This is a genomic window from Burkholderia sp. LS-044, from assembly GCF_004803625.1.
In the GTDB taxonomy this organism is placed as follows: domain Bacteria; phylum Pseudomonadota; class Gammaproteobacteria; order Burkholderiales; family Burkholderiaceae; genus Burkholderia; species Burkholderia cepacia.
Window position 1 is genome coordinate 28,149 of the sequence record NZ_SSWO01000009.1, and the last position, 13,800, is coordinate 41,948.

The 13,800-nt window shown below is 66.0% G+C and carries 15 protein-coding genes and 1 pseudogene; 8 read left to right on the forward strand and 8 right to left on the reverse strand.

Annotated elements, in window-relative coordinates:
• Positions 1-144 precede the first annotated feature (144 nt).
• Positions 145-247: pseudogene (locus E9536_RS42160) on the reverse strand (integrase); the annotation flags it as partial.
• 415 nt (positions 248-662) lie between these two features.
• On the opposite strand from E9536_RS42160, the gene E9536_RS22855 reads away from it, so the two are divergent.
• On the forward strand, positions 663-995 hold the full coding sequence (locus E9536_RS22855; protein ID WP_059495802.1) for a cupin domain-containing protein: 333 nt from the start codon (positions 663-665) through the stop codon (positions 993-995).
• Positions 996-1,167: 172 nt separating this feature from the next.
• Here E9536_RS22855 and E9536_RS22860 read toward each other — a convergent pair whose 3' ends face one another.
• Positions 1,168-1,467 carry an H-NS histone family protein gene (locus E9536_RS22860; RefSeq protein ID WP_021160271.1) on the reverse strand — a complete coding sequence of 100 codons (300 nt, stop codon included), beginning with the start codon at positions 1,465-1,467 and terminating at the stop codon, positions 1,168-1,170.
• Between the two features lie 280 nt (positions 1,468-1,747).
• Here E9536_RS22860 and E9536_RS22865 point away from each other — a divergent pair, with 280 nt between their 5' ends.
• From E9536_RS22865 to E9536_RS22875, 3 genes are all read left to right on the forward strand, one after another.
• Positions 1,748-2,236, forward strand: a complete 489-nt coding sequence (locus E9536_RS22865) for a RidA family protein (RefSeq protein ID WP_060199082.1) — start codon at positions 1,748-1,750, stop codon at positions 2,234-2,236.
• Between the two features lie 87 nt (positions 2,237-2,323).
• Entirely contained in the window at positions 2,324-2,662 is a 339-nt protein-coding gene (locus E9536_RS22870) for a hypothetical protein (RefSeq protein ID WP_136470763.1), read from the forward strand.
• 349 nt (positions 2,663-3,011) lie between these two features.
• Positions 3,012-3,263, forward strand: a complete 252-nt coding sequence (locus tag E9536_RS22875; protein WP_027792032.1) for a hypothetical protein — start codon at positions 3,012-3,014, stop codon at positions 3,261-3,263.
• Positions 3,264-3,326: 63 nt separating this feature from the next.
• On the opposite strand, the gene E9536_RS22880 is transcribed toward E9536_RS22875, so the two are convergent.
• Entirely contained in the window at positions 3,327-4,760 is a 1,434-nt protein-coding gene (locus E9536_RS22880; protein ID WP_247873496.1) for a histidinol-phosphate transaminase, read from the reverse strand.
• Between the two features lie 111 nt (positions 4,761-4,871).
• On the opposite strand from E9536_RS22880, the gene E9536_RS22885 reads away from it, so the two are divergent.
• From E9536_RS22885 to E9536_RS22900, 4 genes are all read left to right on the forward strand, one after another.
• Positions 4,872-5,957, forward strand: a complete 1,086-nt coding sequence (locus tag E9536_RS22885; RefSeq protein WP_226128462.1) for a helix-turn-helix transcriptional regulator — start codon at positions 4,872-4,874, stop codon at positions 5,955-5,957.
• Positions 5,958-6,416: 459 nt separating this feature from the next.
• Positions 6,417-7,403 carry a TRAP transporter substrate-binding protein gene (locus tag E9536_RS22890; protein ID WP_136470765.1) on the forward strand — a complete coding sequence of 329 codons (987 nt, stop codon included), beginning with the start codon at positions 6,417-6,419 and terminating at the stop codon, positions 7,401-7,403.
• Positions 7,400-7,969 (forward strand): TRAP transporter small permease, encoded by a 570-nt coding sequence (locus tag E9536_RS22895; protein ID WP_060085951.1) that lies wholly within the window; start codon positions 7,400-7,402, stop codon positions 7,967-7,969. The genes E9536_RS22890 and E9536_RS22895 overlap by 4 nt, the downstream gene beginning before the upstream one ends.
• 4 nt (positions 7,970-7,973) lie before the next feature.
• Positions 7,974-9,326 (forward strand): TRAP transporter large permease, encoded by a 1,353-nt coding sequence (locus E9536_RS22900; protein ID WP_060170270.1) that lies wholly within the window; start codon positions 7,974-7,976, stop codon positions 9,324-9,326.
• Positions 9,327-9,426: 100 nt separating this feature from the next.
• Here the strand turns inward: E9536_RS22900 and E9536_RS22905 are convergent, their stop codons facing one another.
• Genes E9536_RS22905 through E9536_RS22925 form a run of 5 tightly spaced genes read right to left on the reverse strand, consistent with a single transcriptional unit; the run spans position 9,427 to position 13,795 of the window.
• Positions 9,427-9,669: a hypothetical protein gene (locus E9536_RS22905; protein ID WP_136470767.1), complete on the reverse strand. Its 243-nt coding sequence runs from the start codon at positions 9,667-9,669 to the stop codon at positions 9,427-9,429.
• 32 nt (positions 9,670-9,701) lie between these two features.
• On the reverse strand, positions 9,702-11,120 hold the full coding sequence (locus E9536_RS22910; RefSeq protein WP_136470769.1) for an FAD-binding oxidoreductase: 1,419 nt from the start codon (positions 11,118-11,120) through the stop codon (positions 9,702-9,704).
• Positions 11,121-11,122: 2 nt separating this feature from the next.
• On the reverse strand, positions 11,123-11,665 hold the full coding sequence (locus E9536_RS22915; RefSeq protein WP_021160282.1) for a hypothetical protein: 543 nt from the start codon (positions 11,663-11,665) through the stop codon (positions 11,123-11,125).
• 44 nt (positions 11,666-11,709) lie between these two features.
• The gene (locus tag E9536_RS22920) at positions 11,710-12,789 is read right to left on the reverse strand and encodes an ABC transporter permease (RefSeq protein ID WP_027792024.1); all 1,080 of its coding nucleotides are present in this window, start codon (positions 12,787-12,789) and stop codon (positions 11,710-11,712) included.
• Positions 12,782-13,795: an ABC transporter ATP-binding protein gene (locus E9536_RS22925; protein ID WP_136470771.1), complete on the reverse strand. Its 1,014-nt coding sequence runs from the start codon at positions 13,793-13,795 to the stop codon at positions 12,782-12,784. Before E9536_RS22925 ends, E9536_RS22920 begins: the two co-directional genes overlap by 8 nt.
• Positions 13,796-13,800: the final 5 nt, after the last annotated feature.

A 13,800-nucleotide genomic window follows, 5' to 3' on the forward strand; every position in this document is an offset into this window, starting at 1 on the left:
AGGAACGGCCGCATCCCGACGGGAAGCGGCCGTTTGCTTTGGATGAGCCAATGGCCGCTTGCGGCCGGCAAACGATCGCTCGCCGGCCGTTGGGTCAGGTCTCCGTTTGTTCCGCCGTCTCAAGCGCATGGTCAACCTCGATGCCGACGTATCGGCCAGGCCGATGGACGCGATCCAGCGATGAACCGGCCGAGCGTATTGCCGGCATCGAAAGATGCGGCGAAGCGTGCAGCCGACTCGGAAGCAGTATCAATTTTCGCTGTCTGCTTCGCTCTTCTTTCGTTTTGACGGTCAGGGAAAGCAACTCGAACGGGGCATTCGGATTCTGTAGCGTAGCGACCTTCGGATGTCCAGTGCGCTACGTTTCCAGGGCGTAACGTGCTTTCGTGTAGCGGTAAAAACGCATCGGCGGTCGGCAAGACCAAGGATTCCAACACGATCGCGAACCAAACCCGCCGTCTGCTCGACGCGATGTCTCCCAACAGCGGCCATTGAGAAAAGGACGATGATCGACTCTTGTCGGCCGAACAGGGAAATAGGCACCACCATCGTCTTCTTCCAGCGAAACGAGCCGGTTCCAATCGCATCCGTTGGGCTACAGTGAACATTTCCCGCCACCGTCAACCCTGGCGCCCATCCAATACCGCCGACGAGGCCAACCCATGCAACTTCAAACCGGCAACCTGTTCACCGCCGATGGCCGGCGCGATGAGGACGAAAAGATCGACCTCCTTGTCACGGGCCAGCGTCTGAACGTCGAGCGAATCGTATCGATGGGCCACACGAGCCCGGACGGTTTTTGGTATGACGACGCACGCGCCGAATGGGTCGTGCTGTTGTCGGGGGCGGCGGTGCTCGAATTCGAAGAAGGCCCGACGCGCCATGAAATGCATCCCGGCGACTACGTGCTGATCGAGCCGCATTGCCGCCATCGCGTAGCGTGGACGCACGAAGAAACGCAAACCGTCTGGCTTGCGATCTATTACGAACGTTGAATCAGGAAATATTGCGAGGGCGAGGCCGAATTCGATCCGGCGCGCAGCATGCCGCCGCGCGCCGAATGAGACAAAGCCTCATCAACCCGGCGCGGTCGTTGGATACCGCCGGTATCGATGCCCAAATAGCAGGACGGCGCGCAAAACCGCGCGCCGGTACGCGTCGAGAATCTTATTCCTGGATCAGGAATCGATTGCGATTCTTCGCGTCCTTGATCCATGCGGGTGCGCGACCGCGGCCCGACCAGGTTGCCCCGGTCTTCGGGTCGCGATACTTTGCCTGCACGGGGGCGGCCGCTTGCTTGGCCGGACGGCCGCGACGGTTACCGAAAATGTCCTTTTCGGTAATACCGAATTCCGCAACCTTGGTGCGGATGTCGTCGACGATCGCCTGGAATTCCGCGGCACGTGCAGCTTCGGCTTTCTCGGCCAAAGCTTCCATTTGGGCTTTCAGTTCCTTGTACGTTGCCATGTATCGCTCTTCAGGTTGAGTACTCACATGATAGCGGTTTCAACGGAAAATTTTGAGGAAATTCTCATCGACTACGTGTTTTTTCGTCAATATGGAGATGCAGGACTGCTTCGAACACCTGAGAAGTGTGTCGTATTGACGAAGACGTAGAGGATTACCCGGGCATCTTTAACGGAACCGGCACGTCAAGTTGACCGATTGCACGGGTTTTCTTCTTCAAGACAAGCAATCGGGATTTAACTACTCTTTACATTTTTATGAAGTATCGGGGAATTCACTGATGAACAGAGACGAGAAGCTGATTCAGATTGCCGCCGAATTCGGATTCAATCCGGACGAGGAAATCAGGATTGGCGGAAAGTACACCCCCGTTCTGGTCGACGGGAATACGGCCTATATTGCCGGCCAGATTCCACGGATCGGCGAAGTGGTGCATTTCGTTGGCGTAGTGGGGGAATCCATTTCACTCGATGAAGGTCGCCGGGCTGCCGGTGTATCGGCACTCCGTGCGCTCTCGCTGATCAGAAAGCGCTGCGGCACGCTTGACGTAATAGCGACGGTGCCGCGCATGACCGTGTATGTGCGAAGTGCACCCGGCTTCACGATGCAAAGCGAAGTTGCCGACGGCGCATCCGATGTGTTGTATGCGGTGCTTGGCGACGCAGGTGTTCATACGCGGACATCGGTCGGCGTGCTGCAATTGCCCAAAGGCGCATCGGTGGAAGCGGATTTCATTTTCGGGTTGAAGCAGGGCAATGCCGGTATTTGATTCCGATGGGCTGTATCTCGCGGGTAGGTCGTTTCGCGAAACATCCGGATATTCGCGCGTGACACGCGAGTCACTACCGACAAGCGCTTGCAATACCCAAAAAAACACCCGCCGAAGGACTTCGACAGGTTGCTCGATCAAAAGGATTTGACGAAGCGTCAGGCGGCGTTCAATACCGGCGATGTGAATGCGTGCGGCGAGCCGGGCAAGTGGGCTGCGCCGTCGCGCGCCCCGTGTCTAAATAATCTCGCACGCTGGCGCATCAAGCAGGCGCAAACGTTGTCGTCGCGCACGGCGTACGACGGACGTCACACGTTCCCGTCCGCAATCGTCGTGAACACGAACCCCGGGCCACGCTCATGCGCGCTGCAAATCCTCCCGTTGCCTGCCCGGCGGCAGTGCGCCGGCTGCACGCCATTCAAGTAGCCGGCCCATCGAGAATTCATCCCCGGCCGGCCGCCGCATGCACGCCTCCCGACGCCCCGCGATTTCCGGAAATTCCCCCGCCAATATCGGACGGCATCCCCACTTTGGGAGATGCCATTGGCCGACAGTAAGCCTACGATTGACCACAGGGCATCGGGGACGGATGGCATCAGAACAAGCGGGCAGGCCCGCCATTCCGAGTCGAAATCAACACATGCCCACGCAGTCTACTGACACAGCTTCTGCTTACGATGGCGTTCGATGTGTGCGGTGAGTCGCTTTCATCGCAGCACGATGGCGCGTTGATGACGGAAGGCCTGCTGTCGTATTTCGGGGAATTTCAATCAATATGCTGGCACGAGACTATGTGGAACGAGAGCTCTCTCACATCCAGAGAATGGTGGCTCTCCTGGACAGCGAACAGAACGCTGACGATGTGTCGATGTCGGGCGCGGTGCGTGTGCGGCATCCGAGCTACTGGCGCGGGCGAATCGAGGAGCTGCTGTCGGCGCCCGATGTGCCGCGCCACATCAGAAAGCTCAGCGAAGCGGTGCTCGCGAAGATCGACGAGATGGAAATGCGCTTCGCGGCGATGAAGTAAGTACATCGTCGGATGCGGCGCCGGCGCGTGTTTCGTCGCGTCGTCGACCGGATGGCCGGTCGCTTATCCGGCCGCCATCACGTCAAGCAGGGCCGCACGGAATGCGGCCATCTCCGCAGCGGTGCCGATGGACACGCGCAGATACGCCGGCGGGCCCGATTCGCGAATCAGGACGCCGTGGCGCAGCAGGCCGCTCCAGATCCGGTGCCGGTCGGCAAACTCGCCGAACATCACGAAGTTCGCATCGGAATCGGCCACCGTGAGGCCCAGACCGCGCAGCCAGCCGACGGTCGAATCGCGCTCGGCCTTGATCGTCTCGACTTGCGACAGCATCTCGTCGCGCGCGACCAGCGCCGCGCAGGCCGCCGCCTGGGTGAAGGCGGACAGGTGGTAGGGCAATCGAACCAGCTTCAGCGCCTGCACGATCGCGGGCGCGCACGCGCAATACCCGACGCGGCCGCCCGCGAACTTGAATGCCTTGCTCAACGTGCGGGTCACGATGAGCCGCGGATGATCCGGTAGCAGCGTCACCGCGCTGGGTACGCCGCGACGCCGGAACTCCGCATAGGCTTCGTCGACGACGACCACGCCCGGCGCGACGTCGAGGATGGCGCGAATATCGTCGACCGGCAGCGCGGTTCCGGTCGGGTTGTTCGGCGACGTCAGCAGCACCACGCCCGGCTGGTGCGCGCGAATACTGTCGAGCGCCTGATCCACGTCCAGCGCGAAATCCCCGGTGCGCGGCAACGTATGGAGGCGCGTGAAAGTCGTGCGGCAGTATTCGTCATACATGGGATACGCGGGCGTAAAGGCCAGCGCCGATCGCCCCGGGCCGCCGAATGCCTGCAGGATCTGCTGGATCACCTCATTCGAGCCGTTGGCGGCCCAGATGCCCGCTGCGTCGACCGTCACGCCGGTGTCGTGCGTCAGATAGGCCGCCAGATGCGAGCGCAGCCCGGCAAAGTCGCGATCGGGATAGCGGTTCGCCGCGCGCGCGGCGTCGGCCACCGCGGTCGCGATGCGCTCGACGAGCGCGGGCGACGGCGGATAGGGATTCTCGTTGACGTTCAGGCAGACCGGCACGTCGAGCTGCGGCGCCCCGTACGCGTGCTGCAACCTGAGGTCCTCGCGCAGCGGCAAATCCGACAAGGCGATTTCTTTCCAGGGCTGTTGCATTGAAAACACTCCGTACGGTATCGATTGATCGGCGCAGCAGGTTTTTAAGGCGGCAAAAAACAAAAAAGGCGCCGCAGGCGCCTTGGTTGTCGTCTTGATCGGGCATTCACCCGATGCAATTGCTAGATGCGAAACGAACCACGGCGCAACAGGGGGCGTCCGTGGTGATGGTGCAGCGAGAGCGTGGTGATTCGAATCGTCATGCGCCGCATCATGGCATACCGCAGTCCGGAAGAAAAGCGCGCCACCCTGAGTGCGCCGGATTCGATTGAGCCGAAACGCCGGAAAACGCCCATTACGTCTGACGATAAACGGTAACAAACGTCGTATTTCGACCAAATACGAACGAGTGATTCAAACGTTGGCGTCAATTGACTAAGATGCGCAGAAGACGTTCGACAAAAACGCACGGCGCGGGGTAGCCAGATGCAAATGAACGGGTTGATTCCATCGGCATGGATCGATGACGTCTATGCCGCGGCACTGGGCGATCAACGCTGGGAAACGGTGCTGGACGGGCTGCGATCGTGGGTCGGCGTGCGCATGGTCACGCTGCTGTCGTTCGACGACGCGGCGCGGGTGCCGGCGATCGAGAAGGCGGCGGGTGACGACGCGTCATGGGTCGCCGCGTGTTATCACACGTACAACACCGAGTTCTATCGGTACGACCCGGTCGTGCCGGTCGCCGGCAACTGGCCGGCGGGCCGCTGGTTCGAGGACGTCAAGCACCTGTCCGCGCACCAGCGCGCGCACAGCGAGTTCTATCAGGAGTTCCTTCACCCTTTTGGGATCGGCAGCATCTCGGGCCTGTACATCCATCGCAGCGAGGGTTCGGGCGCATTCCTCAGCGTCCAGGGCGGCCTCGAATCGCAGGGGCTGTCCGACGATCAGCGCCGCGCGATCGAAAACATGGGAATGCACATCAGCCGCGCGCTGCAGATCCAGGCGCGGATCGGCGAGCTCGAGGCGCGTGTGGCCGCGGCCGAATCGGCGCTCGATGCGATTCCGGTGCCGGTCTTCCTGCTCGGCGCGCAGCGCGAATTGCGCTATACGAATCGCGCGGCCGATCAGCTGATCGCGGCGGAGCCGGCGTTGCGGGTGGTGAACGGGCGTTTCGCGCCGGAAGGCTGCGTCGACGATGTGCATTGGCGGCACGCGTACGCGCGCGGCGGGCTGTTGTTGCGGCGCGCGACGGGCGAACCGTTGCCGCTGGCGTTGATGCCGGTGCCCGAGCAGTCGCGCCTGATGCGCGAGCGGCCGGGCGTCGCGACGCTGATGACGGCCGCCGACCTGCGTTCGCCGTCGGCCCGCGCGCAGCGGCTGCGCGTGTTCTACGGGCTGTCGTCGGCCGAGGCCGATCTCGCCGTGCTGCTGTGCTGCGACGGGCTGTCGCCGCAGGAATGCGCGGGGCTGCGCGGCGTGTCGATCGGCACGATCCGCACGCAGATCAAGTCGATCTACGCAAAGACGGCCGTGGCGCGCGCGGCGCAACTGACGTCGCTGGTCATGCAGACATGACGGCAACGGCAGGCGAGCGCGCCTGTCGTTGCACGTTTTCCCCCTCGTTCTTTCCTTCCTGAATCGCGCCGCCGGCGGCGCGTGCGCATGACATTGCGCCGACGTACGCATGTTGAGATCAGTCATCCTATGACATTCTGAAGCGAAGCGAACGACCGATTTCCACTGTCGGCCGAGGCAATCAACCAGCCGCTCGGCGCAAATGCGAACCCGCTTCCGGAAAACGTCTCGCATAGCGTCGCCTAAACAGAGAATACGATTCCCCGAAATTCGCTGCAAACCCATCGTGGCTGCGGTTCTACGGGTATGCACCAAGTGAGTTAAACGGTTAACCGACGTACATTCGCGTCAACACGTCATACGACGTATGACTCTGAGGTCGGCGAGCACGGCGTCGAAGCGTGCGCATGCCGGCCGATCGCCGCGCGACAACGAGTACAACCATCAAGGAGACTGACGATGAAGCACCGATTCACCCGCTCCCGTACCGCCCTGGCCGTTGCGCTGCTGGCCGGCTTCGCGATGTCCGCCCAGGCGCGCGTGTTCCGCTCGGCGGACGTGCATGGCGACAACTTCCCGACCAACATGGCCGTGAAGTTCATGGGCGACGAACTGTCGAAGCAGACGGGCGGCAAGGATTCGATCAAGGTGTTCGGCAACAGCGCGCTCGGCTCGGAGAAGGACACGGTCGACCAGGTGCGGATCGGCGCGATCGACATGGCGCGCGTGAACGGTGCGTCGTTCAACGAGATCGTGCCGGAATCGCTGATCCCGTCGTTCCCGTTCCTGTTCCGCGACGTCGATCATTTCCGCAAGGCGATGTACGGCCCGGCCGGCCAGAAAATCCTGGACGCGTTCACCGCGAAGGGGATGATCGCGCTGACGTTCTACGAGAGCGGCGCGCGCTCGATCTACGCGAAGCGCCCGGTGCGCTCGCCGGCCGACATGAAGGGGCTGAAGGTGCGTGTGCAACCGTCTGACCTGATGGTCGACGAGATCAAGGCGATGGGCGGCACGCCGACGCCGATGCCGTTCGCCGAGGTGTACACGGGGCTGAAGACGGGCCTCGTCGACGCGGCCGAAAACAACATGCCGTCGTACGAGGAAACCAAGCACTACGAAGTGGCGCCCGACTACTCGGAGACGCAGCACGCGATGACGCCGGAAGTGCTGGTGTTCTCGAAGAAGGTCTGGGACACGCTGTCGCCGCAGGAGCAGGCGGCGATCAGGAAGGCCGCGGCCGATTCGGTGCCGTACTACCAGAAGCTGTGGACCGCGCGCGAGGCGTCCGCGCAGCAGGCGGTGACGAAGGGCGGCGCGAAGGTTCTGGCGGCCGCGCAGATCGATCGCGCGGCGTTCGTGAAGGCGATGCAGCCGCTGTGGACGAAGTACGAGAAGACGCCGCAGATGAAGCAGATCGTCGACGAGATCGAGGCCACGAAGTGACGCGTCGCACGTCCCTGAACGGTGCCGCGACCGCCGGCGGGGCGGCCGCCCCGGACGGCGCGGGGCCGGCGCGGCCGCATGTCGCGCCGCTCCTGCGCTGCGTGAACGACGTGCTGTTCCGCGTGCTGGCGGTGATCGCGTCGGCGTGCCTCGCGGTGCTGACGGTGCTGGTGTTCTACGCGGTCGTGATGCGCTACGTGTTCGAGAACGCGCCGGATTTCGTGGAGCCGATCGCGCTGCTGCTCGTGATCGTGATCGCGATGTTCGGCGCGGCGATGAAGGTGCGCGACGGTGGACACATCGGCCTCGATTCGCTCGTGCGCCGGCTGCCGCCCAGGTCGCGCACGGTGGTGATCGCGATCCAGCACGTGAGCCTGATCGCATTCGCGATCATGATCATGGCCGGCTGCGGCAGCATGGCCGCCGAGACGATGGGCGACCGCATTCCGATCATCGGGCTGCCCGAAGGCGTGCGCTACCTGATCGCGATGCCGGCGGCGATCGCCATCACCCTCTTCTCGCTCGAGCACCTGCTCGCGCTTCGTCGTTCTTCGCCGGGGCAATAACGCCATGGAACTCGCGATCCTGTCCGTCAGTTTTCTGATTTTCCTCGTGCTCGGCGTGCCCGTGTCGTTCGCGCTCGGCATCGCCTGCGTGCTGACCTATATGGTCGAAGGCCTGCCGATCGCGACCGCGATGCAGGCGATGATCTCGGGGATGAATGCGTTCTCGTTCCTCGCCGTGCCGTTCTTCATCTTCTCCGGCGAACTGATGCTGCACGGCGGCATCGCGGACCGGATCCTGCGCTTCGCGCAGGCGACCGTCGGCCACTTCCGCGGCGGCCTCGGGATGGCGAACGTCGTCGCCTGCACGCTGTTCGGCGGCGTGTCGGGCTCGCCGACCGCCGATACGTCGGCGATGGGCGGCGTGGTGATTCCGCTGATGAAGCGCGAAGGCTACAGCGCCGCGTACGCGGTCAACGTGACGACGCATGCGTCACTCGCCGGCGCGCTGATGCCGACGTCGACCAACATGATCATCTACGCGTTCGCCGCGCAGGGCATCACCGGGATGCTGCACGGCCAGCCGGTGAGCGGCGTGTCGATCGGCGACCTGCTGTTTTCCGGGCTGCTGCCGGTGTTGTGGGTGATGGGCTTCGTGCTCGCCGCCGCGTACTGGCAGGCGGTGCGCCACGGCTACCCGCGCCGCGAAGACGGTTCGTCCGCGCTGCCCGCGTTTCCCGGCTGGTATGCGGTGCTGCGCAGCTTCGTCGGCGCGGTGCCCGGGCTGATGGTGATCGCGATCATCCTCGTGTGCGTCGCGAAGGGGATCGCGACCGCGACCGAAGCCGCCGCGATCGCCGTCGTGTACTCGCTCGTGTTGACCGCGGTCGTGTACCGCACGCTGACGGCCGCGAAGCTGCGCCGCGCGCTGTCGCATGCGGCGCGCACGACGGGGGTCGTGCTGCTGCTGATCGCGGTGTCCAACATGCTGCGCTTCCAGATGTCGTACCTGGAGATTCCGGATGCGATCGAGGGGCTGCTGAAGCAGTCGACCGCCGCGCCGTGGCTGATGCTGCTGTACATCAACATCATCCAGGTGTTCCTCGGCACGTTCGTCGACATGGCCGCGCACATCCTGATCACGACACCGCTGTTCCTGCCGATCGCGATGGCGTGCGGTGTCGGGCCGGTGCAGTTCGGGATCATGCTGCTGCTGAACTGCTCGCTCGGCCTCGTGCATCCGCCGATCGGCTCGGTGCAGTTCGTCGGCTGCGCGATCGGCAACGTGTCGATCGGGGAGACGACGAAGATGGCGTGGCCGTATTACCTCGCGATCTTCAGTGCGATCAACATCGTCACTTACATGCCGTTCTTCTCGACCTGGCTGCCCAGCCTGATCAGCGGACACGCGGTGTTCTGACCGTATGCGTTGCCTGACGCGGCGCCGGACGACCGAGGGTGTCCGGCGCCGCGTTCGTTTGCGCGGTGCCCTTTCAATTCACCGGAGCGCACATGCCCGCTCAATCCTGCCGCGCCTCCGGTTCGCCGTTTCCATCGTCCGACCGTTCGTCGCGCCACTCCGCCAGCTCGCGCCACAGCGCCGGGCGCGCATGATCGCGGGGCGGCAGCGGGATCACGTAGGCCACCCCTCTCACGTTGATCACGGCCCCCGAGTCGGGCAGCGTGGCCGGAATGCCGGAGAGCGGCGGGTCGGTATCCGGTTCGGAAGCCGTACCCGGGCCGGGCGGGTGTCGAAGCATCATGCGATTTCTCCCTGGCGCCGCGAAACGGCGCATCAATAGCGCACACGCCCGATCAACCCCAACGGATCGACGGCGTGCTGGATGGCGGCGGCGAGTTCCCGTTGCGCGGCCGGCACGTGCTTGCGGTAATACGCGACGTTGACCGGCCCGACGCCATGCTCCGCGCTGAAGCAGCCGCCGGCCCGCACGACGCGCTCGTACAGCGCGCCGCGCAGCGCCACCTGCTGCAGCGGCCCGTAGCGCTCCGCGTCGGCGTGGGGGATCGACACGACGAGATGGCAGCCGCCGTCGCCGAAATGACCGAACGCGTGACAGCGCAGCGACGGATGCGCCGCCGCGATCCATTGCTCGGCATCGGCGACGAATGCGGCCAGCGCGCCGCGCGGAAACGACACGTCGAACGACAGCGGAATGCCGTGCTGCGCAACCGCGACCGGCAGTGCATCGCGGATCCGCCAGAACCGTTCGGCCGGCGCGCAGGCCGCGTCGAGTACCACGCGTTCGCCTGCCAGCGTGTCGAGCGTCGCGATCGTGCGTTCCTCGAGCAGCCCGTCGAGCCCCGGCATGCCGGTCGCGATCTCGACGAGCGCGTAGCATGCGGCGGCGTCGGCTTCAAACGGAATGCGCAGCGCCGGAAACGCGGCGGCGACGCAGCCGACGGCCGCGGCCGACATGAATTCGAAGGCCGACAGCATCTCGCCGAACGCACGCTCGAACGCGAGCAGGCCGGCGAACGCCGCGTCGTACGACGCAAACGCGACGAACGCGGCACACGACGACCGTTCGAGCGGCGCGAGCGCGAACGACACGGCCGTCACGAGCCCGTGGGCGCCGTTCGCGCCGATGAAGCATTGCGTGACGTCGAAACCCGCGTTGCGCTTGCGCAGCGGCGCGAGCGCGTCGATCACGGTGCCCGCCGCGTCGGCGAGCACGACTTCGACGCCGAGTACGTTGCGGCGCACGTCGCCGTACTTGATCAGGCGGCTGCCGCCCGCGTTGGCGCCGACGAGGCCGCCGGCCGCCGGATCGCTGCCGAGGTCGATCGGCAGGCAGAGGCCGGCGTCGGCCGCCACGCGGTTGATGTCGGACAGCCGCGCGCCGGCCTCGACCGTGATGCTGCGATTCGCCGCGTCGAACGCGCGAACGGCGCGCATCCGGTCGAACGACACCACGCATTGCGTGCCGCTGCGATCGGGCAAGGCGGCGCCGACGAGCCCGGTGCGCGCCCCCTGCGCGACGAGCGCGACGCGGTGCGCGACGGCGACCCGCGCGAGCGCGCTCGTGTCGGCGGTCGACGCCGGCCGCGCGACACCGAGCGCGACGCCGCTGTGCAGCGTCACGTCCGTCGCGTACGGCTCGCACGATTCGGCCGACGCACCGTCGAGCCAGCCGTCGCCGAGCGTCGCGGCGAGCGCGTGCCGTTGCGCGGCGCGGTCGGGCAGCGCGCTCATCGTCAGCCGGCCCGCACGAGCTGCTTGCGCAGGCGGCCGCGCACGACGACCAGCGCGATCAGCGGCACGACGCCGCCCCACAGCGGGCTGTGGCGCATCGCGATCGACACCGCGAGCGCGACGACGGTGACGGCGAGCAGCACGATCGACAGCGAACGGGCGCGCGCATGGTCGACGAAGGTGCCGTCGACGAACCCGCCGTCCGACCACGCGGTATGCACGATGCCGACGACCAGCACGCAGACGAGCATCGCGGCCGGCCCGAGTTCTTCTCCCCACAAACGGCTACCTGTCGGCGACACGAGCGCCAGCACCGCGCCGATCACGAGGAACAGGTCGACGCCGATCGCGATGCTGTTGCGGTCCGCGCGGCGGATCAGCCATGCGCCGTGCACGAGCGCGAGCACGCCGCCGATCAGGAACGCGTGCGTCCAGCGCACGTCCGGCTGTCCGGGCCCGAGCCGGCCGTAGAACAGGAACACGATCGCGGGCAGGAAGTTGCTCGCGTGCAGCAGGTAGTCGGTGATGGGATTGCTCGATTTCATCGGGGGATTCTCCTTCGTCGAAACAATGGGCGACGCGTCATGCGTCATGCGTCGTGCCAGCGGAACAGCCGCGCGGCGGCGAACAGGAACAGCGCCGTGCTCGCGGTCATGCCGAGCAGTTGCGGCGCGAGCTGCGCGTACGGGGCGCCGTCGACCAGCGCGCCGCGCAGCGCGACGGCGAACTGGTTGGTCGGCAGGAATGCGAGTACCGCCTTGAGCCAGGCCGGTGCGTCGTGCATCGGGATCGTCAGGTCGCTGAAGAACAGCAGCGGGTAGTAGGTGACGTTGCACGCGAGTTCGGCGGCCGCGAGCGACCGCGTGCGGCTCGCGAGCAGCACGCCGATGCTGAGCACCATCGCCGCGCCGAGCAGCACGATCGGCAACGCGCGCAGCCCGTCCGGCGTCGCGATCGGCAGCGCGATGCCGAACGCGACGCGTGCGACCGTCAGCAGCACGAGCGCCGACAGCGCCATCATCACCATCCGTGCGACGATCAGCGCGGCGAGGAACACGCCGCGCGAGACCGGGAAGCACACGTACAGCTTGAAGGTATTGCGTTCGCGCAGCGACGCGATCGCGGTGGTCGTCGAGTTCAGGCCGATCGCCATGAACGCCATCACGAGAATGCCGGTCGCGAAGAACGCGCCATAGTCGAACGGACGGCGCGCCGGTGCCGCGTTCTCGAAGCGCGCTTGCGCGGCCGGCAGCCCGAGCCGCTGCGCGGCGCAGCGGGCGAGCGCGATCTCGACGACGCGCGACGCGGCCTTGACCGCGAGCGAGCCGTTGAAGTCGTAGCGGATCGTCGCCGGCGTGCGCTCGTCGGCGCCGAGCACGACGGTCACGCGATCGGCCGCCGCGCCGCGCCCGCCGAAGGTCGCCTTCACCGTGTCGCTGTGCGTGAGGCTGGCGACGATCTGCGCTTCGCATGCGCGGCTGTACGGCGTCGCGCCGCCGGGCACGTCGAACGCGATGTCGGCGGTGCCGAGCGACCCCGATCCGCCGAACGCGAACAGCATCACGCTCAGCAGGAACACCGGGAACACGAGCGTCCAGAACAGCGACGAGCGGCTGCGCAGATAACCGAGCAGCTCGTTGCGCACGAGAATCAGGAACACCTTAGTCATGGACGGGGCCCTCGGTACAGAGGCGCAGCAGGTCGCCCGGCGTGCTCGGCGCGAGCGCGAGATGCTGGATGCCCTGTTCGCCGACGATGCGGTGCACGTTCGGATGCAGCGTCGCATCGCCGAACACCTCGACGACGTGCGCGGCCGACACGCGCACGCCGGTCACGCCCGGCAGCGCCGCGAGCCGCTTGCGCAGCGCGCGCGCGTCGGCTTCGTCGCGGCAATGCAGGACCGCGCGCGCTTCGCCGACGAGCTCGGCGCGCAGCGCGTCCTTGTCGCCCTGGTAGCGCACGCCGCCGGCGCGCACCCAGACGAGATCGTCGACGACGGCAAGCTCCTCCTCGGCGTGGCAGATCATCGCGACGCTCGTGCCGCGCGCGCGGTGGCGCAGCAGGTCGATCACGACGCCCGCATAACGACGGTCGAGGCCGGTGAACGGTTCGTCGAGCACGGCCAGTTCGGGGCGGTGCGCGAGCGCCACGTAGAGATCCACGCGCTGGCGCTGCCCCTTCGACAGCGCGCGGCACGGCTTGTCGAGCAATTCGGCGATGCCGAGCGCCTCCGTGACCGCGGCGTCCGCGTGCACGTACATCGCGCGGTGCAGCGCGACGATCTCCGACACGCGGAGATGGTCGGGATACTCGACCTTCTGCAGCTGCGCGCCGAGCCGCCGCAGCGACGGCGTGTCGCGCATGAAGCGCGCGGCCGGCACGTCGAGCACGCGCACGTCGGTGCCGCCGCGCCGGAAGCCGAGCAGCGTTTCGAGCAGCGTGGTCTTGCCGGAACCGTTCGGCCCGACGATCGCCGTGACCGCGCCGAGCCGGAACCGCACGTGCCGTGCGGAGAAACGGAAATCGCCGGCCGCGACGTCGATCGCGCGCGCGCCGAGCGCCGAGCCCGGCGCGTGCGCATCGGGCGGCGGCTGCGAGGCCGTGCGCAGCGGCCGGTCGAACGCGGTGTGCGGGCCGAACAGCGCGCGCACGGAGGCGAGGAACGAATCGCTCATCGTCG

Coding starts and splice junctions, on each gene's coding strand:
- E9536_RS22855 (WP_059495802.1), top strand. CDS start 663: ATGCAACTTCAAACCGGCAACCTGTTCACCGCCGATGGCCGGCGCGAT.
- E9536_RS22860 (WP_021160271.1), bottom strand. CDS start 1,467: ATGGCAACGTACAAGGAACTGAAAGCCCAAATGGAAGCTTTGGCCGAG.
- E9536_RS22865 (WP_060199082.1), top strand. CDS start 1,748: ATGAACAGAGACGAGAAGCTGATTCAGATTGCCGCCGAATTCGGATTC.
- E9536_RS22875 (WP_027792032.1), top strand. CDS start 3,012: ATGCTGGCACGAGACTATGTGGAACGAGAGCTCTCTCACATCCAGAGA.
- E9536_RS22885 (WP_226128462.1), top strand. CDS start 4,872: ATGAACGGGTTGATTCCATCGGCATGGATCGATGACGTCTATGCCGCG.
- E9536_RS22890 (WP_136470765.1), top strand. CDS start 6,417: ATGAAGCACCGATTCACCCGCTCCCGTACCGCCCTGGCCGTTGCGCTG.
- E9536_RS22900 (WP_060170270.1), top strand. CDS start 7,974: ATGGAACTCGCGATCCTGTCCGTCAGTTTTCTGATTTTCCTCGTGCTC.
- E9536_RS22905 (WP_136470767.1), bottom strand. CDS start 9,669: ATGATGCTTCGACACCCGCCCGGCCCGGGTACGGCTTCCGAACCGGAT.
- E9536_RS22910 (WP_136470769.1), bottom strand. CDS start 11,120: ATGAGCGCGCTGCCCGACCGCGCCGCGCAACGGCACGCGCTCGCCGCG.
- E9536_RS22915 (WP_021160282.1), bottom strand. CDS start 11,665: ATGAAATCGAGCAATCCCATCACCGACTACCTGCTGCACGCGAGCAAC.
- E9536_RS22920 (WP_027792024.1), bottom strand. CDS start 12,789: ATGACTAAGGTGTTCCTGATTCTCGTGCGCAACGAGCTGCTCGGTTAT.
- E9536_RS22925 (WP_136470771.1), bottom strand. CDS start 13,795: ATGAGCGATTCGTTCCTCGCCTCCGTGCGCGCGCTGTTCGGCCCGCAC.